The organism is Streptomyces sp. NPDC001393, assembly GCF_053597455.1.
Genome location: NZ_JBSFIH010000048.1, coordinates 1 through 25,670, shown reverse-complemented (window position 1 = coordinate 25,670; position 25,670 = coordinate 1). Strand labels below are relative to the sequence as shown.

Here is a 25,670-nt window from a genome sequence, read left to right as displayed (position 1 = left end):
CTTGAAGGCACAAGGCGCCTGTTGGGCGGGCGCCGAAAAAGAAGGCGGGCAAAGCGCGGTTCGACGTGTGCGGGTGCGCCGGGCCGAAAGCCCGGGGCCTGGCGGCCGGTGGGGCTGGGCGGCGTCAGGAGGAAGCAGCGAGGTGGAAGTCGCGGTCCCATCGCTGCCGGAAGGTGGTCGCGGCGTCCGGGCGGCGGGGGTCGTCCCAGGTCCGCAGAGCGGTGCGCAGCAGGTCGTAGTCGAGTCCGATGCGGGCCTGGTTCAGCAGCGGGATGAGGGAGCGCAGGTGCATGGCGAGCTCGTCGGCGTCGGCGGAGGTGAGCAGAACGCCGAAGCGCCGCTCGAGCGCCGCGGTGGCGGCCTTTCCTTCGCTGCCCGCGGCAGCCTTCCTCAACAGCAGACCGGCGGCGGTGCCCGGGCTGGCGCCGGCGACATGCATCGGGCGGTTGTGGGTTTGCTGGTGGCGGGCGAAGAGGGTGAGCGCAGTGTGCTCGGCCGCCAGGTCCCGGGTGAGGGAGCCCTTGTTCCGCCACTCGGATGCCATGTGGGTGCGGTGGAACGGCCACATCGCGGCGATGGTGCCCGGCTCGCGGCCGGTGCCCGAGCGCAGCGCGGCCAGTTCCGCTCCGGCCTGCGGGCTGCCGGGGACGAACGTCACCCAGTACGGCGCCCGCTCCTGGCCGGCACCCTCTTTGCCCTCAGTGCCCGGCGTGCATGGATCGGTGTACTGCAGGCCCCAGGCTCGCAGCACCCGGTTGCGGCCCGGTCCCTCCCACGCGGTCAGCTCGCGCAGCACGCGGCTGTAGTCCAGGCCGATGCCCGCGTGCCGCAGGAGCGGCACGAGCCGCTGAAGGTGCTGCACCAGTTCGTCCAGGTCCTGGGCGGTGGCGGCCGCGATCAGCCGACGTTCCACGGCGGCCTGCGTCAGCGCCTCGCTGCGGCGCAGCAGCAGGCAGGCGGTACCCAGACCGACATCTGGCTGGTGGACGGGTTCGGACGCGGCATGCTGGTGCAGCCCGAAGAGGGTGAGCGTGTGGTGCTCTGCGATATACCGGTTCGGAAGGTGGTCCAAGCCGTCGTCCTGCAGGGGGACGCGGTGCAGGGAGCGCAAGGCCGGGTTGGTGCCGGGCTCCTGGTTGACGCCTTCACGCAGGGCACGCAGGTTCCGCGTGACGTACTCGGAGAGTCGCGGGCGCTGCCCTTCCTTGCGCGCCGACTGCCACTCCTGGACGGTCTCCTCCCAGAAGAACGACCGAGTCCGGCCCTCCTGGGGGCGGGTGCAGGGGGTGCTGCCGTTGGTCGTCATGCGGCGGCTTCCTCCTCGCGCTTGACGCTGCGTTCCTCGGCGGCCCGCGTCAGGATGCCGGCGAGCCTGGTCCGAAAGACGCCGATGGCTTTGCCGCTGCGGTAGACAAACTCCTTGTCACCGTTCTTCACCGTGCGGCCCACCACGGCCCGCGGCGGGGCTGCCGCGAGCAGGAGGCCTGCCTCCCGGTCGGCGGCGATCTGCACGGACTGCTCCCACGCGAGCTGGGCGCGCTCCAGGAGTTCTTCGTCGTCCTCGTCGACGGTTCGCAGCCCGGCCAGCAGGCGGCGCATGGTTGCATCAAGGCAGTGCAGGAACTGCGCGGACGGCCGGCTGCCTTTGTCGCGGGGCAGCGGATCGCCGCCAGCAGCGATCCGCAGATCGTTGTTGAGACCGTCCAGGGCACGGGCGACCTGGTCCGCCTGTGCCACGCACTCCAGCAGGGCTTCACGCAGCCAGTCGTCCTGAGCGAGCAAGGCTTTCACCGGCAGGGGCAGGTCGTCGCCGATGGCGTTCTCCACCACGGCGGACTGCGTGCCGTACTCCAGACCCGACGTCTCCACACCCAGCCGATACCGCGCAGACAACACTTTGCCACCCTGCAGGTCTCCGACCTGCCGCAGCAGCAGCGAGGTGTAGGGGCCGTCGCCCTGAACAGGCAGGGTCATCGCCAGGAGCGTTCCCAGCCCCTGCCAGGCGGCGCGGCCCGAGGTGTGGCGACGGGGCCGCCGCTGCAGCTGGCCCTTCTTCGGCTTGGCGGTGTGCTGCCACGCCGTGTGCGGCTCGAACTCGGGCACCTGCGCCAGCCGGTCTCCGGCCGACACGATCGCCCGGTGCACCCGCCTGCCCTGCTCCGTCTCGCAGGCGATCAGCCGGATCCGGCGGGCCTGGAAGGTCAGCAGGTCCAGCAGACCGGTCGCCGACCGCTCGGACCAGGCGGGCTGGGCCGGCGACATGCAGCCCAGGCCGACCGGACGCTCGCTCCACGCCCACTGCGGCCGGTCTGCCGGCTCCAGCCCGTCGGGCAGGATCGGCGTGTTCAGCAACAACGTGTCGTACAGCGTCTCCCCAGTGGGGACGACGATTCCGAACTGACCGAGCGGCCCGGTCGGGTTGCCGGTCGTCTTCCCGTTCTTCGCCTGCGGATCCCCCACCGCACCGGTCTTGATCGACGCCGTGTCCCAGCAGTGCACGTGCATCAGCCACAGCGCCGCATCCCCCGGCGCCAGCAGCAGCTCATCGGCCTCGCTGAGCGCACTGAACAGGGGCACGTTGTTCCCAGACGCCACCGACGGCACCAGCTGAGCGGCCGACTTCGTCTCCCCGTTCAGCGCCTCAAGCCCGGCGACCTGCGCGAACGGGCGTTCCGGGTCGAACAGGCGGAACCGGTCCCCGTAGCGCGGGCCCAGGTAGTGCACGAGACGATCTTGTTCGTCCTTCGAGAAGCGACCGCGATGGAACCGCTCACTCCACTCCTGCCGGGTCCGCGGTGCTCCCAGCGCGTCGATCATCACCGGCAGCAGCATCTGCCGCAGCACCACCGGCAGCATCGTGTGCACCGGCAGCTCCAGACGCCGAATCGTGTGCGCCTCGGACAACGCCTCCCCCAGGCTGACGCACTGCTGAACGCCGTCACGATCGACGACGTGGAGCCATTGGTCGTGAACGAGGTCTCCCTCGCTGCTCATGGCGGTTCCCCCCTCCATGTAACTGAACCCTCCCGCATCCCCCCGGACGCGCCGACCGGCAGGCGTAAATCCCCTACCACTGGCGGCAGTTGGCGCTCACCCGATCGTTGAGAGCGTGTCAGGCAACGCTTGCTACTTCAAGCGGATCGAGGAAAGTCAGGGCCGAAACGGCCGGGCCACGGCGATTTCGTCAATGAGCGGGTACTCTGCGCACGGCTTGTGGAGCCGGAGCCTCCCCGAGACGGTTGTGATCGGCACGGGGGTGTTCCCGCTTGGTACTTCGACAGGCACGAGAAGCTGTCCCCGCAGCGCGGGGAGAAGCGGCCCCGGCCCGGCTCCACAGCCCCTTCACCGCCCTCCTCGCTCGATGACCAGGCCCAGCACGTCGTCGTACGACACCCGGTCCGCGCCCAACTGCCGTGCGCCGTCGTCCTCCAGCACGAGCGCAAGGCGGTATCGAAGCCACGGCCGACCCGCCCACCCCGCGAGCGGGCTCAGCTCCGCCCGCGCAGCGTCCGTCAGACGTGGGGGAAGGCGGACGGTGCCGCCGATCAAGCGGTCGGTCACCTCGTCGTCGTCCACCTCACCATGCACCCCGAGCCAAGTTCCGTCGACAGCCCGGTAGCCACCACCGGACCGCCGCACGATGATCACTTCGACGGACGGATCCCCGTCCCGGACGACGGCATCAAGCTGATCCTCCGATGCGGCCAGGCTGCCGGCGTAGTGCAACCCCTCCAGGGTCGGGAAGGCCCACTCCCGCCGCCGGCACAGCAGGAACTCCTCGGCCGTCTTCTCCCGCTCCCGTTCCCCCGCCTGCCACCGCGCCCACGCGGCGCCCTCGTTCCAGTGCGCCGGGCAGATCTCGCTGTCCCCGTAGGCCCGCGCGACCAGAGTCGGCACGTCGGCGGGAATGCTCCACTGCGAGGGCGCCTCCTCCCCCGCATCCGCGGCCGCAAGAGGGCCCGCGGCCTCCGACACCAGAGCCGCCGACCGCAGCAACGACCACTCGCCATAGATCCCCTCCGAAGCGCGCAGGAACCGCGGTCTGCCGTCGCTTCCGGGCGCCACGCCGGTGACCAGCACGCGGGGCACTCGGTGTGCCGCCGGACGATACGTACCGCTGTGGCGGTGCAGCCGGCCAATGCGCTGCAGGAGAAGGTCTGCGGGCGCCAAGTCTGTGATCAGCACGTCGGCGTCCACGTCGAAGGACTGCTCGGCCAGCTGGGTGGCGATCACCACCATGCGCGGCGGCCGCTCACCGCCCGCCTCTGGCCCCATCAGATGCAGACATTGCGCTGTCCGATCTGCACGGTGGGCGGCGCACAGCCGCGCGTGCAGCAGGTGCAGGACGCCGTCGAAGCCTCCCTCCTGCAGCTCGCGGTAGATCCCCTGAGCCCGGTCGACCTGGTTGACCACCACCAGGGCGATACCTCCGTCGGCGACAGCCTCACGTACGGCCGCGGCGACCCGCGCGCCGGCGGGGTCCGTGTCGGGCAGCCAGGACAGCCGCACGGCTGCCGACTCCCGCCAGGACGGCACCGCCTTACGGGACGTCTCGGCAACCGCCCGGCCGCCAACGCCGTAAGCAACCGTCACACACGGGTACCCGGCCGGCTCCGGCACGCTCTGATGCACGTCAGCCGTGCCCAGCACACCGGACAGGTAGGCGTCGACGAACAGCTGCCGCTGAGCGGGCGGCAGCGTCGCGGACAACAGCACCACAGGGGTGCCCGCCTGGCCCAGCCAGCGCAGCGCCTCAACGAGGAACTGCCGCATGTAGACGTCGGCCGCATGCACCTCGTCCACGACGACGACCTTCCCGGCCAACCCTGCGAACCGGAGCATGACATGCCGGGTCCGGGTCGCCGCATGCAACAGGTGATCGACCGTGCCGACCGCGAACGCGGTCAGCAGGCCGCGCTTGTCACCCAGAAACCAGTACGCCGGACCATCCGCCACAAGACCGGTGGCCCGCTCCGCCGCAGGCTGAGCCGACGCCATGCCGAAATCGGCATCCTCCTCGATCGCGCCGAAATCGTCATCGGCCATGCCAGCAACGCCGAGACGGCCCTCGCCCCCGCATCCGCAGCCATCGCCGTCCGGAAGCGGCTTGCCCTCCCAGATCGCCCGCCACCAAGCGTTGAACCGGCGCCGACCGTGCAGCAGCGCGACCTGTGACTCCAGCTCCGCATCGAAGGTGCGCACCCACTGCAGCACCTGCTCGTACATCGGGTCGCTCGTCGCCTGCGTCGGCATCGCCACGAACACCCCATCGAGGCCGAACCGCGCCGCCAAAACCTCCGCGGCCGCGAGCGCCGCCTTCGTCTTCCCCTCCCCCATCGGAGCCTCAGCCACCAAAAGCCCCGGCGCCGGCATCGACCACGCCCGCTCCACCAGCTCCCGCTGCGACGCCCGCGGCTCAACACCCAGCCGGTCAGCCAGCGGGGCCAGCGGATCCTTGGGCAGGGGCAGCTCCCGCCACCCGCCATGCAGCCGCAGCCGCTCCCAGGCCGCCTGCGCACGGCGTCGCGCCCCGGCGAAAGAAATCAAATCGGCGTCCGCCAGGCCAGGGAACTGGCTGTGGTCGCTGGCGATCCAGTCCGCCATCACGATCAGGCCCGACAGCGCCAGCTGCTCGGCCTTACGCAGCGAGCCCACCGGCCGCAGGTCCGCCAGATCATCGAAACCGACCGCGCGCGTGAAGACATCCACGACCGCCCGCTGGGCCTCCTCCCAGGCGGCGCCGCGGCCCTGGGCCCCTCGCGGCGGGCTGAGCGCAGCCGCCGACGGAAACGTGCCGTGGTGTCCGGCGACTAGCGGCCACACCCACCCGGCGGCCTCCTGGCCACCCCACTCCGCGACCAGCCGCGGCATCAACAGCACGGCGCCGGCCACATCATGGCGCCACCGCTTGTCCCGGCCCGTCGGTAGCCGCCCCCACGTCAGCCCCGCCGCCAGAACCGGCGCCGCCTCGACAGCGTCCACGGCCTGGAACGCCGGACAAGCCTTCCCGCAGTCGTGGATGCCGCACACCCACATGAACCACAACCGGCCCCGGCCACCGCTGATTTTGTCCAGCCGCCGCCGGAACGCGGCCGCCACATACCGGTCCCACATCACAGCCGCCACAGCAGCCGTGTCCAGCAGATGCCCCAACAGCAGATGAGTCTGTCCACCGTTGCGCGCCGCCGACTTGCCCCACAGCCGCGAGACCCGCTCGACGGCGTCCGGCGACAACCCCATCGCCTTCATAAGCTCAACGACCGAAGTCTCGTGATCCACGAAACCCCCCAATCCGACATCCCAGCACCATAGGCGCCGCCACTGACATCGACCCTGGTAAGCAGGTACCGGCAGGTGGCTCTGCCACCTGCCGGGAACCCTTCCTCACCGCTCCGACCGGGCGAAACGTGGCAAGAACATCAATCAGTGAAGGAGAGAACCAAGCTGAAGCCAGGTGAATGAAGAACGGAGTTCTTGGTAGCGTCACCGCAGCTCAACGAGTCGTCCTCGCGCCTGCGGGGGTTGCTCCTGGCACACGGTGTGCTCCGCCACGTTCACCACGTCGTCCCCGCGCCTGCGGGGGTTGCTCGTCGTGGCGCGGCAGCATGGCGACCGACGCCTTGTCGTCCCTGCGCCTGCGGGGGTTGCTCGACGGTGAGCCGTGCGCTTGCCGTGCTCAAGAGGTCGTGCCCGCCCCTGCGGGGGTTGCTCTCCGACCGGTGTTGTGATCATCATCGCGGGTATGTCGTCCCCGCGCCCGCGGGGGTTGCTCGGTGTGGGGCACCGCCCCCACGGGTGACCTCGGGTCGTCCCCGCGCCCGCGGGGGTTGCTCCCGCGGCTTGGAGTCGTCGGCCGCCCACCGCTGGTCGTCCCCGCGCCCGCGGGGGTTGCTCGGCGGAGCGGACATCATGCCGAAATCGGAGTCCGTCGTCCCCGCGCCCGCGGGGGTTGCTCCCTGCGCCCGCGGGGGTTGCTCGCTCGTCATGGTGGCTCTCCGCGCGACACTCATGTTGCTCCTCCCACGTCGCCCCGGGCCCGATGCTGGCCAAGTCGTCCCCGCGCCTGCGGGGGTTGCTCCCCACCATGACGGCATCACGCACCCGGTCTGACGTCGTCCCCGCGCCAGCGGGGGTTGCTCCACCGGCCGGTAATGAGCGCAAGGGCCTGTTAAGTCGTCCCCGCGCCAGCGGGGGTTGCTCGGTCAAGCACGGCCACATCAAGGCCTTCGACGCGTCGTCCCCGCGCCAGCGGGGGTTGCTCTGATGTCGTCTCCCATTCCGGGCACGAAGCGGAGTCGTCCCCGCGCCAGCGGGGGTTGCTCTCGTGATCTTCACCGTGCCGCCGGCGCCAGCCGGTCGTCCCCGCGCCAGCGGGGGTTGCTCCCCGGCCTCGGCCGGGCCGCTCGCGGGCGCGGAGTCGTCCCCGCGCCAGCGGGGGTTGCTCCTGCTGCACAGTGCCGACTACCTCTCCGGTGATGTCGTCCCCGCGCCAGCGGGGGTTGCTCCATCACCATGTCGACCGGGCCGCTCGCGGGCGCGGAGTCGTCCCCGCGCCAGCGGGGGTTGCTCCTGCATAGGGGGACGCCATGGCCGACCGCACCGGTCGTCCCCGCGCCAGCGGGGGTTGCTCGAGGCCGCCCGGCTCATCACCGCGCTCCGGCACGTCGTCCCCGCACCCGCGGGGCGTCGATGCCGAGTTCTTCGCTCAGCTCGCGGAGCGTCGCCGTGGCGTAGTCCTCCGCGTCCTCCAGTGAGCCGCCGGGCGTCGCCCAGAAGCCGCCCTCCTCGCGCAGCAGCATGACGCGGTCGTCGGCGTCGAGGACGATGGCGCGGGCAGCTTCCCGCAGCGGCGGAGTGGAGGACGTCATGCCCTCCAGTGTGGCCGCTACTGTCCGGCTGCGGCCTTCTGGTCCTCCCGGGTCCATTGCACGATCTTGGGCCAGGGAATGCGGAGGGGATCGTGCTGTTTGGTGGCCTGGATCGCCTTCCACAGGCCGCTGCTGTGGGAGCGCCGGCCGGCAAGCCGGTTGAGCCACTGGGAGGTGTCTTCCCAGCTGTCGAGGACTGCGGCAGCGAGCGCGTCGTACAAGTGGCCGGGCCCGGTGCCGGGGTAGCCCCAGGTGTACTCGGTGGCGCCGCCGGAGGACGGCAGCGGGTCGATCCGCAGCCCGCCGTCCGGGGTGGGGGTCAGAGCGAAGACGCCGTCGCTGGATTTGTCGCCGGCGATGACGGTGTGCTCGCCCCAGCCGGCGGGCGGTTTGCCGGTCGGCCATTCGACGGCGAGGTCCGGGTGGTCGGCCTCGTTCGGCTTGAACTCGGCGACCCAGCGTCCGGCCGGGTCCGTGTAGAGCTGGGCCAGATTCTCGACCGCATCCATGAGAAAGCCGTAGTGCTTGAGGGTCGGCAGGTGCGTCTCGTTGGTCAGCAGGCGCAGCAGCCGTCGTGTGGGCTTCGCCCGCAGCTCCGTCACGGTCTGCTGGGGCAGCGGGGTCAGCTGAGCCCGGTAGTCCTGGGCGACCGGGCCCGCCGTGCTGATCAGCTCGCGGTTGACGGTGGTGAAGACGTCCTCGGGCGAGTAGCGCACCAGGTGCCCGGCCAAGGAGCGGGCCGCTTCCCACAGGGCCTCGCCGTACGGAGAGTCCCATGGCTGTTCGGCTTCGGCCGCCCGTACTTCGTGGAGTTCCGCGGCCGCATACCCAAGGTGGAGCTCGCGCGCAGCAGCAGTCCGCACGGCCGTCTCGATCGCCAGCGGCCACTCCGGTGCCACTGGGCGGGCCGGTGCGTACCAGCCCTCGCCGCGCCCTGTGGCATTTGCGATCTTTGTTCGGGCCTCCTCGAAGGTGCTCAGGGTGTCCGCGGCGAGCGCGATCCAGGCCTGCGGGAACTGCGCGTGCATCTTGTTCTCGTATGCGGCGAGGATCCGCTCGCGGTGCTCGGGCCAGGCGGTGGTGCTGTCGGCCACGGTGAAGGCGGCGCCCTCCCCCATGGTGCGTGCGCGGCGCACTGCGTCGCGCGTGCAGGTCCCGCGCCACCACAGCGGCAGGTCATGGCCCACGGCGCGGGCGACGACGTCAACGTCAGGAATCCCCGCGTCCCGTACGGGGACCGTCGCCGGGTCGGCGGGCGGCCGCTCCTGTTCCTCGGCGCGGGGTTTGATGAACTTCGGTACCCAGCGGGGAAGTTGCTCCGGCTGGCTGCCCTCGGGTGGGTCCAGTCGGAAGGCGTCGACGTCGGGAGCAGACCGCTCTTCCCGGTCGAGGAACGGCAGTGCGTCCGGGACCAGGACGACGGCGTCGCGCCACAGGGCGGGAGGCAGCACGTGCGCGGCCGCGCGGGCCGCCCTGTGCTTGCTGATGTCGTACTCGAGGCCGCTGTAGCGCTGAACCCACACGATGGGTCCGTGGTCGGTCTCGTAGAGGGTCACGTGCACGGGGATTTGCTCACCGGTGCGCCTGCTGCCGGGCAGCAGCACGTCATCGGCGAAGGTGACGGGGGCCGGGTGGGTGGCCGGGGGACGCCGGTACAGCGGGGCGGCGTCCTCCGGCAGGGGCCGGCCGGTGTCCTGGCACCAGCGGTCTATGGTGTCCGGCCGCCACCACGGCTTTCCGTCGGTGTCGGTGCCGTCCGCCCTTGGCAGCCGGTCGCCTTTGGCGAGCAGGGTGCGTGCGTAGCTCTCGGAGATGTGCACCCGGCGGGCGAGCTGCGCGAGCGTGTACCGGGTGCCGATGTCGGCACCACGGTCATTGCCACGGAAGGGAAGTGACGTCATGTCACCCACACTACACCCGCCAAAAGCGGAAGCGCTTTTCGAAGGAAGCGGTTTGGCTTGAAGTTGTGCGGCATCCGCTTTCAGGGATGGGTAGGCTGCTCCTGTCGTACCGTTCGTGCGTGTCCCGCCAGGGGCGGCGACGCCCATCAGCCGCGGCGGGCGCGGTCGGTCGATGGCATATAAGGAGCGTCATGGACTTCCGCCCCATCCCCCGCGATCCGCACGCCTTCCAGCAGCCCGTCACCGCCGAGGACATTCAGGCGATCGGTCAGCGCGCCTTCGGGGACGCCGCACGCGTCACGTCCGCCGTGGAGCTCGGCGGCGGCATGTACAACACCACCTACCGGATCACCGTCGACCACCTGGAGACACCGAGCATCCTGCGCATCGCCCCCGCTCCGGGACAGCAGTTCAGCTCCGAGCGGGAGCTGATGCGCAACGAGTACGTCACCGTCCCCTACCTCTCCCCCATCGCCGGCCTCGTCCCGCGCGTGCTGTTCGCCGACTGGTCGCAGGAGATCACCGGCCGGGACTGGATCCTGCAGAGCCACCTCACCGGTGTGCCCGCCCCCGAGCGTCTCGGTGCCTATCCCCGCGACCTGTGGCCGGGCTTCTTCGCCCAGCTCGGTGAAATCACGGCACGCGTGCACGCCGTACGCGGCCGGTACTTCGGTCCGGTCGCGGGGCCGGGACATCCCACATGGAGCGCAGCCGTGATCGCCTCCCTCAACGCCATCGCCGACGACCTGGGGCATCTCGGCCTGGACGCCGCCGACGTACGCAAGGTCGCCGACCTCGCCGGCGAACACCACCGTGTCCTCGACGAGATCACCGAACCGCGGCTGCTCACCGGGGACCTGTGGACCGTCAACACCATGCTGGACTCCAAGGCACCCGAACCGGTGATCACCGGGGTCCTCGACCTGGACCGCACGCTCTTCGGGGATCCGGCCGCTGACTGGACCATTCGCATGGCCAGCGCCAAGCAGGACGAGCGCACCGCGTTCTGGGACTCCTACGGCCCCCGCGACACCTCCGCCGCGGCCACCTGGCGCTCCCTCGTCTACGAAGCCCGCCACCTGGGCGCCATCCGCCTGGAACGGCATCGCCTCCACAAGGACGAAGGCGTCCGCGACACCTACTCCTCGATGGCTGCCGTCCTGACCCAGCTGACCTGACGCAGAAGAAGACGGACCGCATGCGGTATCGGCCCGTGACGAAGCAGGAAGCGCTGCGAAGCTACGGCGCTGCTGCTCTCGCCACGAACGTCTGACGGCTGACGGCACGGTCGAGTCCGGCTGGTCCGGCCCGCCGACGTGCAGAGCAGCTTCGCTTCCTGGTACGGCAGCGCCATTCGGCTGGGCGCCACCGCGGAGGAACTCGACAACGCCCTCGAGGCAGCCCGCGCCGAGCGCGAGGCGGATCTGATCGAGAGGGAGAACAAGGCCCGCGCCCAGGACGCTGCCAGGCGGCGAGCACAGACGACTTTCCCCGGTCAGCTCCGTACAGCGGTGACAGCGACGCGATGCAGCAGGTGCGCGGTGGGCAGCCGCCGTCGGGCCTCGCCCTGCAGTCCGGCGAGCGCCGTGCCGGGTACGGCGTGCAACGTCAGCGCGGTGCGGTAGATCCCCTGGTAGGCGGCGTCCCACGCCGGCGCCCTGGTGCAGTGCACGTCGGTGAAGCCCGCCGCGAGCAGCACACGGCTCCAGTCGGTGTGCCGGTGCCGTGCTGGAAGGCGCTCGTCGCCGGGAATGTGCGGGTGCCAGCCGGTGAGCACCAGGCGGCCGCCGGGCTTGAGGATGCGCAGTGCCTGGCGGGCGGCGGCGAGGCGGTCGGGCGCGTACTGCAGGGCGTCCAACGACACAGCCCTGTCCACGCATTGATCGGCCAGCGGAAGGCCGGCGAGGTCGGCCACGGCGAAGGCCGCTTCGACGGGGAGCGACGTGGCCCGGTGACGGGCCTGGGCGATGGCGACCGGGGAGAAGTCGATGCCGATCAGGGCCGCGTGCGCGTGACCGGCGAGCCACAGGCCGGGACCGCCGCGGCCGCAGCCCAGGTCGGCCAGGAGCTGCCCCGGGTGCAGGTCGAGCTGTCGGGTGATGTGGTGAAGCAGGTCGGCACACAGGAAGGAGAACAGGTCCAGATCCGTCGGGAGGTCCGGGTCGACCAGGCGCGCGATCGCGCTGAAGGCACTGTCACCGGGCTGTCCTTCGCTGCCGAAGAGACGGTCGAACTCCGAAGCGCTGGTGATCTGGTGGCCGGCCGTGTCGGCCGGACGGTTGTCGGGTGGCGTGCTCACGTCCCGCTCCTCGGATCGACGGTGACGGTGATCTGGCGCAGGATCTGGTCGGCCTGGTCGTCGACCGTGTGAGGATCGCGGCCGGTGACGATGACATGGCCGAGGCGGCCGCGGTTGGACGTCGCCGGACCCACGTCCGCACCCGCAGCCGCCCGCACGCGTACAGCGGGGATAGTGGTGGTCACTTTCGGCAGGCCCGTGACGGCGACCAGCCGGCCCGCGCGGGACGTGGTCAGGAACCGCACGGTGGCGTACCCGCTGCGTGCCGGGGCCGGGGTGGCCGGGTGGCCGAGGGCGATGTCCCACAGGGTGCGCCACGGGTCGATGCCAAGCGCGTGCTGGATCAGGACGCCGATGTGTCCGGCGCCGAGGCGGGCGCCGATCTCCAGGACGGTGCACCGGCCGTCGGGGCCGAGGACGAGTTCGGTGTGGGTGGCGCCGTTGCGGACGCCGACCGCGGCGATCGCCCGGTCGGCCTGTTCGAGCAGGGCCCCTTCGGCGGCCGCGGGCAGGCGCGCGGGCAGCGCGTGGCCCAGCTCGACGCGGTGGATGCCGCCGGTGGTGTGCTTGCGGGTGATGCACAGATGGGTGGTGACCTCGTGCTGGGTGACGGATTCGACGCTGAACTCGCGGCCGCAGACGTGTTCTTGGACCAGGACGCGACCGTCGCGCGGCATCCCGTACATCGCCTTCGCCTGGCGGGCGGCGTCCCAGGCCGGCTCCAGTGCTTCGGGGCTGGTGACCACGGTGACGCCGGCTGATCCGGCGCCGTCGGCCGGTTTGACGACGCAAGGGAAGCCGACCGCACCGGCCGCGGCTCGCAGCTCTCGCGAGTCCGTGACGATCGTGGTGCGGAGCGTGGAGACGTGGCCGGCTTCGAACGTGGCCGCCATGAGGGCCTTGTTGCGTGCGGCGGCCGCACGTTCGGGATCGTTGCCGGGCAGGCCGAGAGCCGCGCACGCCCGGGCGGCCAGGTCGGTGAGGTACTCGTTGACGGTGAGCAGGGCCTTCGCGCCGATCCGACGCCCGTAGCCGGTGATGTCCTGCAGGGCTTGGTCGGGCCGGACGAAGTCGGTGACCAGGCGGCCCGCCAGGAGCTGGCGCAGCTCGCCGGAGTAGGTGGCGAGGGTGGCGGCGTTGGTGACGGCGTGAACGGGGTGGCCGGAGGCGGCCGCGGCCCGGGCCAGGTGCTCGGACTCGGGGCCGGCCGCCTCCAGCAGCAGGACCGGCATGCTCACCGGTAGTCCTCCGGTCCGCCCGCGCGGCGCATGTCGAGGGTGAAGCAGTGGAATCCGCCGCCGAACAGGCGGCGGTGCCGGTGTCGGACCGGGATCACGGTGAAGCCTTCGCCCTCCAGGGTTTTGATCAGGCCGGTGCAGTCGGCGTTGACCAGCACTCGCTGCTCGTCCAGGGACAGCACGTTGATGTCGATGTAGGGGCTGGTGAGGACCAGGTCGGTGTCGTCGTAGGTGGGGAAGCTGCCGGGGCCGGGCTCGGGCGGCACGATGAACTTCCAGCTCTGGAAGGCGTCCGGGAGCATGTCGCGCAGCCCGGCGTGCCGGGCGAGGAACACCCCGGGCTTGAGGGCCAGGAGCATGGAGTCGATGTGGTTGTCGGCCATGCGGTGCACGCGGTGGAGGCGGAAGCGGCCGGTCACCTGCCGCTGGAGCCAGTCGGCGCCGAGCCGGTGGTTGTCCTGCGCGATGTTGACGATGAGGTCCTGGCCCAGGCGCAGGACCTGGGCGCCGTCCAGCATCATCTCGATGCCGACGTCGTACGGGCTGGGCTGCGGGTTGGTGATCGGTTCGGTCGGTCCGCCGAGGGTGGTGGCGGCGTCCCGGGCGTAGGAGAGGTCGAAGCTGGCGTCGGTGAGAGTGGGCCGGGGCATCGTCGACCAGCGGGCGCCGGCGTCGGCGTAGTGGCGGAAGACGGGAGTCAGCAGCCGGGTTTCCAGGTAGCGGCTGCGGATCGCGGGCGCCGTTTCGATGATCTCGTCGCCGAGGATGAGGGTGTTGTCGCGTACGTTCAGGGCGGGGGTCGGGGCGGCCTGCCAGCCCAGCCCGGCGATCGGTAAGGCGTTTTCGGGCAGCGGCAGCGGCCGGTGCACGGTGATGCCGAGCGAGGTGAGCGTGGCGGCGAGGTGCTCGACGTCTTCGTGGAGTTCCTCGGTGTACCGCTTGCTGATCTTCCACGTCTCTGCCTTCCCGCCGCTGCCGCGGGCGGCCAGGCGCGGGTAGGCCCAGTCGGAGCGGTAGCCGCCGAGGGCCTCGTGGAAGAACAACTCGAAGGTGAGGTCCCGGTCGTGCCCCACGTAGTTCTCTGCGGACCCCACCACGATCTCGCTCAGTGGGGTGAAGTCGTCGTAGCTGTTCAGCATGGGTGCGTCCTCGCTTCTTCAGGCGCCGGCCCGGCTGTCGGCGGCCGGGAGGGGAATGTGCTGGCTGGTCAGGGCGCGGCCGTGTCGGGCGTGCAGCACGACGTGGTCGCTGCGGAGCTGGAGGGTGCGCTGCTCGCTCCAGCCGGCGTAGCGGTACTCGCCGTCGGCGACGGGCACGAGGGCGTAGCGGTGGTCCCCGGCCTGAAGGACGAGCCCGTCGCCGCGCTCGGCGAGCCGGACGGCCGTGCTGGGGCCCTCCAGCGGGGTGTCGTGGCCGAAGTCCATGAACCCGGACGGCAGGGTCAGGGAGGTCGGCAGCGCGGCGGGCGGCCGCGTGGGGGTGTGCTGCCGGTTGAACAGCACGTCGGCGGCGGCGAGTTCCTCCTGCCACGGTTCGGGGAAGAGTCCGGCGAGCTCGCGGGTGAGCAGCGTGTCGATGACCGCGTGGACGCGCCGGACGGGCCCGGTGTTGCGCACCAGGTGCTCGCGGGAGAAGTCGCCGTACCAGAAGGTGCCGGGCTGCCACCGGTGTTCGGTGCCGTCGAGGACGAGGACCGCGCCGGGATGGGTGACGATCGGGATGTGCAGGCGCATCATGCCCCGCTCCAGGGCGTACTTGGGGTCGCAGTGGGGCTGGGAGGCGGCGGCGGGGCCGAGGGCGAGCAGCCGTACGGCGTTCAGCGGGGCCGGGATGCTGTCGAGGATCTGTTGCAGGTAGGGCAGTTGCTGCAGCCAGCAGGTGGCGGCGTAGTCGTCGGGGCCGGGGCCGCCGGGGTCGGTGCGGGTGGGGTCGCCGCCGGGGCTGCGCAGCGGAAGGACGCGCCAGTCGGTCGGCGTGTCCGGGCCGATGCGGTCGGCGGCGTAGTGGGTGCGCTGGCGCTCCCACTCGTGTTCGGTGACCTGGGTGAGTTCGCGGGCGAGGCGGGCGGCGTCGAAGACGGGGGTGAGGCGGGCCGCCGGTGCGGGCCGCGCGGGTGTCGTGGTGCTCATCGGGGTGTGCCTTTCGTCAGGCCGCCGCGCGGCAGGGCGCGGCGAAGCGGGTGTCCAGGGCGTTCCAGATCGCGTCGTGGCCGGCCGGGGTGTCGTAGATGGTGGAGAAGGTGAACTGGGCGCCGTTGCCGGCGGGCGGGTCGACGATGGGCATCGACACGATCACTCCGGTGCGGGTGGCGGGGTCGTAGCCGAGGCCGAGCTCGGTCAGCGTGCGGTGGAAGGTGGCGCTGTCCGGGATCGTCCAGTGGGCGGGGACGTGGGATTCGGTGACGGTGCGCTCGGGTGCGGCGTTCGCGTGCACGATGTGGTGTGCGAACACCTCGTAGATGTGCCAGGACCCGGTGACCTGGGCGTTGACCTCGGTGAACAGCACCTGACCTTGGGGGGTGACGATGGCGTCGGTGCTGAGGCGGCCGCGGTAGCCGACGTCCCGGTAGGTGGCGGCGAGGCGGGCCGAACCGTCGAGCAGCTGCTTCTGCACGGCCGGGGTGAGATCGCGCAGGGGGACGCTCTCGTGGCTCAGGCGCCGGCTCGTGTAGCGCAGCTCGCCCATCTCGGTCGGCTGGATGCCGGTGTCGGTGAGGTGCTGCTCGCAGTACACGGTCCGTGCGTCGGGGATGAACTCCTCGAGGACGACGGGGAAGCGTCCGTCGGCGGACGCCCACGTCCAGCGCTCGGACCAGTACGCGGCGATGCCCGCGGTCAGGTTCGTGCCGTCCAGCTGGTGTTGGTGGCGGGCGCCGACGTGGCCGGTGGCCAGAGAGGGGTCGGCCACGAGCAGCTCGTTGCCTACCCCGGCGCCGTTGTGGGCCTGCTTGACCACGACCGCCCCGGCGTTCTCCAACAGCCGCTGCGTCGCAGCGGCAGCCTCGCCCGGGTCGCGGACGACGGTACCCGCCGCGACGGGCGCGCCTGCCGTCGCCGCGAGCATCCTGAACACCGTCTTGTTGTTGACGAGTTCACCGCCGCCCTGGGCGAGGAAGCCGGCACCGGGCAGCTTCTCGGCCAGGCCGAGGGCCGTGGCGAAGCGGGCGACGGACGCGGACGGCCACATCGCCCACACCTCCTGAACCGCGCGGGTGCCGCCGTGCCCGGCGAGCACGGAGCGCACCTGGTCGATCAGGGCGGGGTGGGTGAGCATCTGCGGGTCGAGCAGCCGGTGGCCGAACTGGCCGGGCGGCACCGTCACCAGGTGTAGCTGGCTGGGGTCTGTGCCGGTCAGGGCGGTCGCGTAGCGCAGGAAGTGCGGGTCGGGCGGGGCGCACAGGACGACGAGGTCGCCGTTGCGGGCGCCCCACAGCGCACGCTGCGTCCACGCCCACAGGTCGGTGCGGTTGCGGATGGACGGGTCGATGTGGTTGGCGATGATGATCCTCAACGCAGGCTCCAGGGAGGGCAGGAAGAGCAGAGGTCAGGGCTGGAGGGAGAGCGGCAGGCGGGCGAAGGTGCGCATCGTGGCCGTGCGCCGGCGTGGTGCGTCCCCGGCCGGGCACGGCCAGGTCTGGGTGTCGAGCAGGGTGTCGACGAGCACGGCCAGGACGCACTGCGCCATGACGGTGCCAAGGCAGGCGTGGGTGCCCCAGCCGTAGCCGAGGTGCCGGTTGGGCGTGCGGTCCAGCACCAGCCGATCGGGGAGTGCGAACATGTCGGGGTCGCGGTTGGCCGCGGCGAACAGCACGGTCACCTTCTCGCCGCGGCGCACGCGTACGTCGCCGATCGCGACGTCGCCGGTGGCCAGGCGGGTGGTGCCCTGCACGGGGCCGTCGAAGCGGACCAACTCGTCGACGGCCGTACGCACCAGGCCGGGGCGCTCGCTCAGCGCGGGCCGGATCTCGGGATGGTGAGCCAGGGTGTGCAGCAGGTTGCCGAGCGCGGCGGTGAGGGTGGAGTAGCCGCCCTGGAACATCACGCGGGCCGTGTGCCGCACGTAGGCCGTCTGCTCCGGGCTGGCGTCCGCGGTGTGAGCGCGGACATGGCCCAGCAGCCCGGTGGGCCGGCCGGTCGTGGTGAACCAGGAGGCCACCAGGTCGCTCAGCTGTGCGCGGGCGCGGCGGCCGGGCTCGATCAGCTCGGGTTTCAGGCCGGCGTCCATGCTCCGCATGATCGTGTCGGAGATTGCCGCCCACTCGGCCAGCGGCGGCGGCGTGACGCCGAGCAGGTCGGCGATGGCGGCCAGGGCGACAGGCTGCGCGAGCTCGCGCATCGCCTCCACCTCCGGCTGCGTGGCGCATGGGTGAAGCCGTTCGCGGATCACCTGCCCGACCGAGTTCTGGAGGGCGTCCAAGTCCTGGGCGTGCAGCGCGGTCATGAACAGGCTGCGCACGCCCGCCTGCTGGGGCGGATCGAGGACCTGCACGCTGAGGTGCGCGTCCGGTACGGGGATGCCGAGGCGGCGCGGATCCCGCGCGAACGTGCCGTGGTCGCGCAGCACGCGCAGGCAGTCCTCGTACCGGGTGATCAGCCAGCACTCCATCACCTCGTGCCAGGCCACCGGCGTCTGCTCGCGCAGGTCGGCGAGTTGCGGATACGGGTCGGCGAGCGTCGCCTCGTGAAGCGGGTCGTAGCGCACTGGGGATGTCATCGGCCCTGCAGCCATCGCGGGGTTCTCCTTCACAGCAGGGGGTGATGCGGTCCCGGCCGCCGGCGATGCCGGCGGCCGGGATGCGGACAACGGGCCTCGTCAAGTGCGAGGCGATCAGTGGTCGTAGCCCATGACGGCCCCTCCCCTCATCCGGAGGTGTCCCGGCCCGAACCGGCCGGATGCACACAGCGTCGCCCGCACCCCGCCGCAAGGTCATTGCGCCTGTTCAGGGCCGGGATTGCGGCTTGCCGCAATGCTCGTTTCCGCCCTGCCGGGGCGGCGGCGCCTGGGATAGCGTGAAAGCTCAGGCTTGGTATGACGGGGGCGCCCATGACCGCCGCAATCACCCGCTCGCGACGTGCCGCCATCTCGCGGGAAGCCGCGCTGATCCGCAGACGCTGCCAGAGCACCGGCTTCACCACCGAGCACATCGCCGCGGCGATCCGCGAGGAACTCGCGGAGGTCACCGAACTGGAAGCGTGGAGAATGGCGTTGGGCTGGTCCCGGGCCGACACCATCGCGCAGATCGGTGAGCTGTACATCGCGGACGGGCTGCTGCCGCCCGGATTATCGGAACAGATGCTGTGCCGCTGGGAACACAACCCCAAAGAGTGGCCTGGGCAGGACTACGCGGTGATGCTGTGCCGCGCCTACCGGGCCACACCCGAGCAACTGGGACTGCACCAGGTTGCGCGTGTACGGCAGTTGTCGGCGTGGACCGCGGAGCTGATCGGATACGGTCGCAACGACGCCGGCGGTGCCGTATCCGGCCGGCAGGAAGGGGCGGATCCGATGACCACCGACGCGGGGCTTCCCTCGGTCAGAGAGTCCCTCCAGCTTGCGCTCCTGGCGGAACCCGAGGGAAGCCCGCTGGTCGACGAACTCGCCGAAGCTGCCGCCGACCACTACCACCTGAACTACAGCAAGCACCCCGTCCCGGTGCTGTTCAGGGAGGTCCGCGCGGCCCGCACCCTGCTGGCCAGGTTGCTTTCTCCTGGCACGGAGGGCACCGAGCTGCACCGCCAGGTTGGCCGGCTCTCAGGGCTGCTGGGCAACCTGGCCTTCCACCTGGACGATCCGGCCGGGGCGCGCACCCACCTGGGTACCGCCGTGTCGTACGCCAACCGGTGCGGTGATACGGCGCTGGCGGCGTGGGCGTACGGGGCGCAGAGCATGGTGGCCCGCCACACCGGCAACCTGACCGCCGCGCTGGCGTACGCCGAGCGTGGCGCGGCCGCCGCCCCCGCCGGCCTGGTCCGTGCCCAGCTCCACGCCTGGGCGCTGCTGCCCACCCTCGCCCAGCAGGGCCTGGACCGGGAGGCGGCCGCCGCCCTCGACGTGGCCTTGACCGAACTCGAAGCCGACCCGGCCGGCCAGGCCCCGGGCCGTTTCGGCTTCGACGAACCCGAACTCGCCCTGCACCAGGCCGAGGCTCACCTCACGCTGGGCCGCACCGACCAGGCCCGCGCCCGCGCCGAGGCCTCCGCGGCCGCCTGCACACCCGGCACCCCTGGATGGGCCGCAGCCACCCTTGTCCTCGCCCAGGCCGAGGCCTCCGACCAGCCGTCCGACGCCGCTCAGCGCGCCCTGGACGTCCTCGACCGGGTGCCACCGAGCCGCCTGCGCGCCACCGCCCGCACTCGGCTGCAGCGACTGGAGGGCCTGCTCGCCGCCCGCCCCGCCGAGTACGTGGCCGATCTGCGTGAACGCCTGCGCACCCTGCCGCCTCCTGTGGACGCGTCCGGCGCCGCATCGGCGTGAGGTGAGCCGGACATCCGGCCGTGGTCCGCGGTCAGGGGTGGCTGAAGCCACGGTCGGGGTTGCGGGCCTGTTCGGGGTCGAAGGCGGCGAACCAGTCGTGCGGGGCGAGATTGACCATGCCCAGGGACTGATGGATCTCGTTGTCAGGCTGTTCGATGCCGTCAAGGGAGTTGTCGAACAGCATCAGCACGTCGTGGTCTTGGAAGAGGAGATCGGAGCAGGCGTCCCAGTCGAAGTCCGCCCGGTCTTCGGGCAGGCCGACCACGGTGTCCCGCACGAGCCGCGGCCGGTTGCGCGTCAGGTCCTGGGCGCGGGCGATGCCGAGGTGCAGGGCCATCTCCTCGCCGGTGCTGCGCGGTTCGACGTCGGCGTTGGTCGAGCAGTCGGCGGCCAGGTCGTCGAAGGCCCGGGCCATCTGCCGCCGCCAGGTGCCGTCTTGGTTCCAGGTCACCCGCGGCAGCGAGCCGAAAACCCCGCCGGCACTCCGCTGGGCCGGCTCATCCCCTAGCGCGGACACTTCCTGCCACGCCTGGTCCGACAGCTGCTGAAGGGCCAGGTGCAGCACCGCTCGCGTGCGCGCGGTGAGGACCTCCTCCCCTTCGTCGTCTTCTTCGTCCCAGTCTTCGCTGAAGGGATCGGCTCCGCCGTAGCGGGCGCGGGAGCGCAGCTGCGCGCGGACACGATGCGCGGCCTCTTCGGGGGCGGCGAGCGACGTGTCGATGATCAGCAGTTCGTCGGAGAACGGTTCGGCGCTCAGCAGGACGGCGGCCTCCGTGAGGAGGGCCGTCTCCGTGTCGCCGGAGACACGGGGGAGGACCACCGCGTACTGATTATCGGTCAGCCGATCGATGATGCTGGAGGCCAGCCCGGCGACGATCCAGGGGTCATCCCAGGGCGCGGCAATGTGGAGGTCGTCGACCACGAGGACGTTGCCCGGCAGGTCAACGAAGTTCTCGTACTCCGGAGTGAACTGGCCGTCGGCGTCGAAGAGTTGTTCCGCCACCACCGCGGGGAAGGACTGCTCGTCGGCGATGCGCTCGTGAAGGTTGTGGGCCTTCCAGTACAGGCCGCGCGTCGCACGCACACGGGCCACCATCTCGTCGTCGGCGAGGAGAGAAATCTGCCAGGTCTGCACGCCCTCCGCGGAGGGATCGATAAGCCGGTGGACATGCCGGAACTCCAACGTCAGGGTGCTGGGATCCGCCTTGGCATGAGACCTGGTTGTCTGATCGGTCATCGACTTCCTCTCGCCGTGCAGCCGCCGCGAGGGCGCGATCCCAGGCTAGTCAGCACGAAGCCCGCCCTGTGCACCATCAGCACAAAGCACCCGATCCAGCGGCCCATTGTCTCCAGGAGCCCGGGGTTTAGGAGGCGTGGGAGCCCAGGAACACGCCGGCCAGCGTCCCGGCGAGCAGAAACGGGCCGAACGGGATCCTGCTCGTACGGTCGGCCCGGCCCGCGAGCATCAGGCCGATACCGTACAGCGCGCCGAACAGGTACCCGGCGAAGGTCCCGACCAGGACGATCGCCCAGCCGTACCAGCCCAGGACAGCGCCCAGGACAAGGGCGAGTTTCACGTCGCCGAACCCGAAGCCCTTGCTGATCAGGAAGAGCACAAAGTAGCAGGCGGCCAGGATGAGGGAGCCGAGCAGCGCGGACGTCCAGCTGCCGCTGGCGCCGGGCAGCACCGCGGCGACGCCGAGCAGGACGAGCGCGGCCGCGGCGAGCGGCAGGGTGAGCACGTCGGGCAGCCGGTGCGCCGCGAAGTCGACGGTAGCGAGCAGCACGGCGGCCGGGGCGAGCAGCAGCCAGACCACCAGCTCGGGGCGGGCCCCGGTGGCCGCCGCGAGCAGGGCGCAGACCACGGCCGTAGCGGAGGCGGCGGACAGTGCGCTCGGCCCGTAGGTGTCCCCGGCGGCGCAGCGAGCACGCCCCAGCCAGCCGCCGCCGGAACCGGTGAGCGGATGGCCGGCCGGGCACACCGACCGCCAGGGTTCCTCGGACGGCACGGACAGCCGGTATGCGGGACGGGGTATGAGCACGCCCGTGCCGTAGCCCCACAAGGCGGCAGCCGTGATGATCAGCAACGTCTCCACCGGACGGAGCCTATGCTCAGCTGCGCTCGGTCCCGTCCTGCAGGGCCGCGGCAAGGACGCGCGTCCACGTGGCCGGCCGCGTCAGTCGTTAGGCGTCTTCTCCGGACGATCTTCCGTGCGGGCGTGGCTCCACTTATCCCTGAGCTCGTGCCACGTGTCGATCACCTTGAACAGGTCCCGCATGAACGAGTCGAGATCGTGCACGAAGGCACGCAGGAACATCAGCAAGAGCCCCGCTATCGCAAACACGGCGACGATGATCAAAACGATGTGGTCGGTCTCCACCGGCGGCCTTCCCTTTCCCAAGGGAAAGCCGAACTGATGCAAAGCAGCCTCAGCTCGACCACCCTCAGAGCGGTCGTCGCTGAGACCTGCCGACGTTCAGCGTCTCAAGCAGCGCGTGTCCGACGCGCGCGGGTACTGCCACCGTGGAGCGGGTGCAGCTCCTTGCTCGATTACTCAGAGTGAGGTTCCCCCGCTGCGCGGGAGCGGATGACTAGCTGGTCAGGGCGGATTGACGTGGTTTCAGGTTCACTGGTTCGGCTGTTGCCCGGCTGGCGTAGTGCTTCTCCTCGTACTCGATCGGGCTGAGGTAGCCGAGGCGTTTCTGGATGCGGCGGGGGTTGTAGAAGCCGTCGATGTACTCGAAGAGCGCGAGGTTCGCTTCGGCCCTGGTCGCGAAGACCCGGCCGCGGATGCACTCGGTCTTGATCACCATCCACAGGTTCTCCGCCAGGGCATTGTCGAACGAGTCGCCGACCGAGCCCATGGACGCCTGGATCCCGGCCCTGACCAGGCGTGTTGTCAGCTTCACAGAGGTGTATTGGGTGCCGTGGTCCGCGTGGTGAACAAGCTCACCGGGCGCGACTTCGCGGCTGGCCAGGGCATACTCCAGCGAGGTCAGGACCAGGTCCGCGTCCGCACGGGCGGAGGTCTCCCAGGCCACCACCCGGCGGGAGAATGCATCCCGGATCGCGGACAGCCACAACGGCCCCTCCAGCGTCGTGACCATGGTGAGGTCGGTGACCCACAACCGGTTCGGCCCGGCCGCAGTGAAGTCGCGTTGCACCAGGTCAGGGGCAAGGTTGGCGGCCGGGTCCCGGTGAGTGAAACCTTTGTTCCGGCGGGGGCTGATCCCGGCCAGGCCGGCCTGGCGCATGAGCCGTTCGACACGCTTGCGGCCGACGTGTACGCCTTCACGCTTGAGGACGGCGTGCACGCGGGGTGAGCCGTAGATCCCGCCGGAGTCGGCGTGGACCTGCCGGATCTTCCCGGTCAGCTCGGCGTCCTGGCGGCGCCGCTCGCACGGCTCCTTCTCGGCCTGGCGCCAGCGGTAGTAGGTGGAGGAAGGGATGTTCAGTTCCCGGAGTACGGGCTCGACCCCCAGGTGCGGGTGCTCGTCGACGAGCGCGGTCACCTGGGCCGGGTCGGGTCGAGCTGGGCCGCGAAAAAAGCCGAGGCCGTCCGCAGGACCTCGTTGGCCCGGCGCAGTTCCCGCACCTCGCGCCGCAGCTGAGCCAGCTCTTCCTTCTCCTCGGTGGTGAGCATGTCGTTCCGTTCGCCGGCGTCGGCCTCGGCCTGGCGGATCCAGTTGCGCAGGGCCTCGTGGTGCACACCGAGCTCCTCAGCCATGCGGCGGATCACGGGCTTCGGCTCAGCGGTCCGGTACATCCGCACCGCACGTTCACGCAACTCCAGCGGGTACTTCCTCGGGGCAGGCATCGTCAGGGCTCCTCTCGTGAGACCCATCTGACCCTCTGTCACCTCGTCCCGCATCTCGGGGGAACCTCAGAGCTGCGTTCGATCCCACCTGCAGGTTCCTGATACGTCGACTCAGGGCCGCCCGCAGGCGAAATCAGGCTAACTCGGACGCGACCACTCAAGCCAGCCCGTCGGACAAGGTGATCACCGGGAGCATGAGTGCGCCGCTTCTTGCTGCTCAAGCACCGTTCAGGTGCGTTCCGTCCACTCCTTGAGCGCCGCAGCCAGGGCGCGCACATCTACCTGCCCGGCCGACACCTGGTCGGCAAGGTCGGCGGCCTCCTTGGCAGTGAACCGTACGGGCAGGCCGGACGCGTGCAGGTAGCCGGCCGCGACCGTCGCGCCGAAGAGCTCGTTGCTGTGCTCCAGGGCCGGGACCCGGGCCAGCGAGTGGAAGAGAGCGGCGGCCCGGTGATGCGGCCGCGGGTACACGGGTTCATCCAGGACGCGGAAGGCGTGCCGTGCACGGGCTGCTTCCAGCGCTCCCCAATCCGTGACGTCCGGATCGCCCAGCTGCGTGCGGGCGATCTCCAGGAGCCACGGAACATCTACCGTGAGGTCCACTAGGTCGCTGCCCGCCCTACGCCGCGGACGCGGCGGTACCGGGCTGCGGGCCGAACCGGCTGGCGAATTCCTCGCGCACTCCGGGCGTGGCGAGGAAGAGGGCGCTGCCCTCGAGGAAACGTGCCTTGTTGAGCTCCTGGGCCAGGACGCGTCCGGCGTACACCGTCGGATCCTCGTGCCGCTCGTGCGCCTCGCGCTCCAGCTGCGCGTACTGCTCGTCATCGATCTCGATGCGGATTTCCCTGGCCATGGCCCCACGGTAGCGGTGCCAGGCGCCGGATGGGAGTGGATACCGGAGGCGAGATCCGCGGGGCCGTCATGGTCCATGATTGAACTAGACGCAATCAGATCGCTACTGAACGTAATGTTTTTTTGGTCATCGGCTGCACGTTTCGGCCGTCAGGAGCGCTTCATGAGTGGAGGCGGCTGTCGCCTCTGGTGCCTAGTAGGGCTTGGTCAGCTACAGGTGTGAGTGGCGTGTCTGTTGGGCAGCGGGCGTCGTTGGGGTGGTGTGACACCTGGGGAGATGGCTGAGGTCCGGGAGGACCTGGAGGCGTTCACGGCGGAGTTGTTCGACGGGTTTGTCCGCGCTGACCAGCGGCGTTGGGGCCAGGTATACGTGCGTGGGCTGCTCCTGGACGGACGGCGCAAGTCGGTGGAGCCGATGGCGGCGAGGCTGGGCGAGGACGGCAACCGGCAGGCGCTGGCGCACTTCGTGACGACCAGCCCGTGGAATCCGGCGCATGTGCGGGCCCGCCTGGCGTGGAAGATGCACGACGCGATCCAGCCGGAAGCGCTGATCGTCGACGACACCGGCTTCCTCAAGGACGGGGACGCCTCGCCCTGCGTGTCCCGGCAATACACCGGGACTGCAGGAAAGGTCACCAACTGTCAGGTGGGCGTCTCATTGCATCTGGCCCACGACCATGCCTCGGCCGCGATCGACTGGCGGCTGTTCCTGCCCGCCTCCTGGGATCCCGCCTCGCCGGAGGCAGATCCGGCAAAGGTCGCCCGCCGCGATCGGTGCGGCATCCCGGCCGAGGCCGCTCACGTGGAGAAGTGGCAGCTGGCCCTGGACATGATCGACGAGGCCCGCAGTTGGGGCGTGGACGTTCCACTGGTCGTGGCGGATGCCGGATACGGCGACGCCACCGCCTTCCGCCTGGGCCTGGAGGAACGGAACCTGGTCTACGCCGTCGGGATCTCTTCCCGCATCACAGCCCACCCCGCACACGCGCGGCCTCTCACCCCGCCCTATCAGGGCACCGGCCGGCCGCCGGTGGCAACGTATCCGGACAAGCCGACGACGGTGAAGGAACTTCCCAATCGTGTTGTCAAGCTGCTCCCGTGACGGGAGGTGAAGCGTGAAAGCATTCTCCGTCACGGATCATCGCCCACAGGACATTGAGGCGTCGGCGCGCGAGGGCCAGCAGCGCCTGCTTGTGGCCCTTGCCCTCGTTCCGCTTCCG

The 25,670-nt window shown here is 70.7% G+C and carries 20 protein-coding genes, 2 pseudogenes and 1 CRISPR repeat array; of the genes and pseudogenes, 3 read left to right on the top strand and 19 right to left on the bottom strand.

Features of this window, described 5'->3' with window-relative positions:
• Positions 1-124 precede the first annotated feature (124 nt).
• From casB to ACWC2T_RS35150, 5 genes are all read right to left on the bottom strand, one after another.
• A complete protein-coding gene (casB, locus tag ACWC2T_RS35170; protein ID WP_450674396.1) occupies positions 125-1,306 on the bottom strand; it encodes a type I-E CRISPR-associated protein Cse2/CasB in 1,182 nt (393 codons plus the stop codon).
• Positions 1,303-2,994, bottom strand: coding sequence for a type I-E CRISPR-associated protein Cse1/CasA (gene casA, locus ACWC2T_RS35165; protein WP_450674395.1), 1,692 nt, complete (start codon positions 2,992-2,994; stop codon positions 1,303-1,305). Before casA ends, casB begins: the two co-directional genes overlap by 4 nt.
• Positions 2,995-3,342: 348 nt before the next feature.
• Positions 3,343-6,279, bottom strand: a complete 2,937-nt coding sequence (gene cas3 / locus ACWC2T_RS35160; RefSeq protein ID WP_450674394.1) for a CRISPR-associated helicase Cas3' — start codon at positions 6,277-6,279, stop codon at positions 3,343-3,345.
• Positions 6,280-7,049: 770 nt separating this feature from the next.
• A CRISPR array of direct repeats spans positions 7,050-7,630; the repeat unit is 28 nt; unit sequence GTCGTCCCCGCGCCAGCGGGGGTTGCTC.
• 16 nt (positions 7,631-7,646) lie between these two features.
• Positions 7,647-7,868 carry an NUDIX domain-containing protein gene (locus ACWC2T_RS35155; protein ID WP_450674393.1) on the bottom strand — a complete coding sequence of 74 codons (222 nt, stop codon included), beginning with the start codon at positions 7,866-7,868 and terminating at the stop codon, positions 7,647-7,649.
• A 17-nt stretch (positions 7,869-7,885) separates the two neighbouring features.
• On the bottom strand, positions 7,886-9,769 hold the full coding sequence (locus tag ACWC2T_RS35150; protein WP_450674392.1) for a hypothetical protein: 1,884 nt from the start codon (positions 9,767-9,769) through the stop codon (positions 7,886-7,888).
• Between the two features lie 191 nt (positions 9,770-9,960).
• Here ACWC2T_RS35150 and ACWC2T_RS35145 point away from each other — a divergent pair, with 191 nt between their 5' ends.
• A complete protein-coding gene (locus tag ACWC2T_RS35145) occupies positions 9,961-10,947 on the top strand; it encodes a phosphotransferase family protein (protein WP_450674391.1) in 987 nt (328 codons plus the stop codon).
• Positions 10,948-11,264: 317 nt separating this feature from the next.
• On the opposite strand, the gene ACWC2T_RS35140 is transcribed toward ACWC2T_RS35145, so the two are convergent.
• The 6 genes from ACWC2T_RS35140 to ACWC2T_RS35115 are packed head-to-tail and all read right to left on the bottom strand — an operon-like array spanning position 11,265 to position 18,034.
• Positions 11,265-12,068, bottom strand: a complete 804-nt coding sequence (locus ACWC2T_RS35140) for a class I SAM-dependent methyltransferase (RefSeq protein WP_450674390.1) — start codon at positions 12,066-12,068, stop codon at positions 11,265-11,267.
• Complete coding sequence (locus tag ACWC2T_RS35135) at positions 12,065-13,300, bottom strand: ATP-grasp domain-containing protein (RefSeq protein WP_450674430.1); 1,236 nt, start codon at positions 13,298-13,300, stop codon at positions 12,065-12,067. Before ACWC2T_RS35135 ends, ACWC2T_RS35140 begins: the two co-directional genes overlap by 4 nt.
• Before the next feature lie 2 nt (positions 13,301-13,302).
• Positions 13,303-14,445, bottom strand: a complete 1,143-nt coding sequence (locus tag ACWC2T_RS35130; RefSeq protein WP_450674389.1) for a glycine amidinotransferase — start codon at positions 14,443-14,445, stop codon at positions 13,303-13,305.
• Between the two features lie 18 nt (positions 14,446-14,463).
• Complete coding sequence (locus ACWC2T_RS35125; protein ID WP_450674388.1) at positions 14,464-15,435, bottom strand: aspartyl/asparaginyl beta-hydroxylase domain-containing protein; 972 nt, start codon at positions 15,433-15,435, stop codon at positions 14,464-14,466.
• Between the two features lie 16 nt (positions 15,436-15,451).
• Positions 15,452-16,816: a preATP grasp domain-containing protein gene (locus ACWC2T_RS35120; protein ID WP_450674387.1), complete on the bottom strand. Its 1,365-nt coding sequence runs from the start codon at positions 16,814-16,816 to the stop codon at positions 15,452-15,454.
• 33 nt (positions 16,817-16,849) lie between these two features.
• A complete protein-coding gene (locus ACWC2T_RS35115; RefSeq protein ID WP_450674386.1) occupies positions 16,850-18,034 on the bottom strand; it encodes a cytochrome P450 in 1,185 nt (394 codons plus the stop codon).
• 315 nt (positions 18,035-18,349) lie between these two features.
• Here ACWC2T_RS35115 and ACWC2T_RS35110 point away from each other — a divergent pair, with 315 nt between their 5' ends.
• Positions 18,350-19,780, top strand: coding sequence for a Twin-arginine translocation pathway signal (locus ACWC2T_RS35110; protein ID WP_450674385.1), 1,431 nt, complete (start codon positions 18,350-18,352; stop codon positions 19,778-19,780).
• 31 nt (positions 19,781-19,811) lie between these two features.
• Here ACWC2T_RS35110 and ACWC2T_RS35105 read toward each other — a convergent pair whose 3' ends face one another.
• From ACWC2T_RS35105 to ACWC2T_RS35075, 7 genes are all read right to left on the bottom strand, one after another.
• Complete coding sequence (locus tag ACWC2T_RS35105; protein ID WP_450674384.1) at positions 19,812-21,017, bottom strand: hypothetical protein; 1,206 nt, start codon at positions 21,015-21,017, stop codon at positions 19,812-19,814.
• 127 nt (positions 21,018-21,144) lie between these two features.
• Entirely contained in the window at positions 21,145-21,876 is a 732-nt protein-coding gene (locus ACWC2T_RS35100) for a prepilin peptidase (RefSeq protein WP_450674383.1), read from the bottom strand.
• A gap of 81 nt (positions 21,877-21,957) precedes the next feature.
• Entirely contained in the window at positions 21,958-22,161 is a 204-nt protein-coding gene (locus ACWC2T_RS35095; RefSeq protein ID WP_450674382.1) for a hypothetical protein, read from the bottom strand.
• Between the two features lie 211 nt (positions 22,162-22,372).
• Positions 22,373-23,293, bottom strand: coding sequence for an IS3 family transposase (locus ACWC2T_RS35090; RefSeq protein ID WP_450674381.1), 921 nt, complete (start codon positions 23,291-23,293; stop codon positions 22,373-22,375).
• Positions 23,290-23,598 (bottom strand): transposase, encoded by a 309-nt coding sequence (locus ACWC2T_RS35085; RefSeq protein ID WP_450674380.1) that lies wholly within the window; start codon positions 23,596-23,598, stop codon positions 23,290-23,292. The genes ACWC2T_RS35090 and ACWC2T_RS35085 overlap by 4 nt, the downstream gene beginning before the upstream one ends.
• Positions 23,599-23,826: 228 nt before the next feature.
• On the bottom strand, positions 23,827-24,201 hold the full coding sequence (locus ACWC2T_RS35080; protein ID WP_450674379.1) for a fic family toxin-antitoxin system, toxin component: 375 nt from the start codon (positions 24,199-24,201) through the stop codon (positions 23,827-23,829).
• A 16-nt stretch (positions 24,202-24,217) separates the two neighbouring features.
• Complete coding sequence (locus ACWC2T_RS35075; protein ID WP_450674378.1) at positions 24,218-24,451, bottom strand: hypothetical protein; 234 nt, start codon at positions 24,449-24,451, stop codon at positions 24,218-24,220.
• Between the two features lie 276 nt (positions 24,452-24,727).
• Here ACWC2T_RS35075 and ACWC2T_RS35070 point away from each other — a divergent pair.
• A pseudogene (locus ACWC2T_RS35070) lies at positions 24,728-25,522 on the top strand (IS701 family transposase); the annotation flags it as partial.
• Positions 25,523-25,535: 13 nt separating this feature from the next.
• Here ACWC2T_RS35070 and ACWC2T_RS35065 read toward each other — a convergent pair.
• A pseudogene (locus tag ACWC2T_RS35065) lies at positions 25,536-25,670 on the bottom strand (IS110 family transposase); the annotation flags it as partial.

Bases quoted from the DNA above. Each gene is read 5' to 3' on its own strand.
- ACWC2T_RS35125 (WP_450674388.1), bottom strand. From the start codon at position 15,435: ATGAGCACCACGACACCCGCGCGGCCCGCACCGGCGGCCCGCCTCACC.
- ACWC2T_RS35150 (WP_450674392.1), bottom strand. From the start codon at position 9,769: ATGACGTCACTTCCCTTCCGTGGCAATGACCGTGGTGCCGACATCGGC.
- ACWC2T_RS35135 (WP_450674430.1), bottom strand. From the start codon at position 13,300: ATGCCGGTCCTGCTGCTGGAGGCGGCCGGCCCCGAGTCCGAGCACCTG.
- ACWC2T_RS35155 (WP_450674393.1), bottom strand. From the start codon at position 7,868: ATGACGTCCTCCACTCCGCCGCTGCGGGAAGCTGCCCGCGCCATCGTC.
- ACWC2T_RS35075 (WP_450674378.1), bottom strand. From the start codon at position 24,451: ATGGCCAGGGAAATCCGCATCGAGATCGATGACGAGCAGTACGCGCAG.
- ACWC2T_RS35145 (WP_450674391.1), top strand. From the start codon at position 9,961: ATGGACTTCCGCCCCATCCCCCGCGATCCGCACGCCTTCCAGCAGCCC.
- ACWC2T_RS35085 (WP_450674380.1), bottom strand. From the start codon at position 23,598: ATGCCTGCCCCGAGGAAGTACCCGCTGGAGTTGCGTGAACGTGCGGTG.
- casB (WP_450674396.1), bottom strand. From the start codon at position 1,306: ATGACGACCAACGGCAGCACCCCCTGCACCCGCCCCCAGGAGGGCCGG.
- ACWC2T_RS35110 (WP_450674385.1), top strand. From the start codon at position 18,350: ATGACCGCCGCAATCACCCGCTCGCGACGTGCCGCCATCTCGCGGGAA.
- ACWC2T_RS35130 (WP_450674389.1), bottom strand. From the start codon at position 14,445: ATGCTGAACAGCTACGACGACTTCACCCCACTGAGCGAGATCGTGGTG.
- ACWC2T_RS35105 (WP_450674384.1), bottom strand. From the start codon at position 21,017: ATGACCGATCAGACAACCAGGTCTCATGCCAAGGCGGATCCCAGCACC.
- casA (WP_450674395.1), bottom strand. From the start codon at position 2,994: ATGAGCAGCGAGGGAGACCTCGTTCACGACCAATGGCTCCACGTCGTC.
- ACWC2T_RS35115 (WP_450674386.1), bottom strand. From the start codon at position 18,034: ATGGCTGCAGGGCCGATGACATCCCCAGTGCGCTACGACCCGCTTCAC.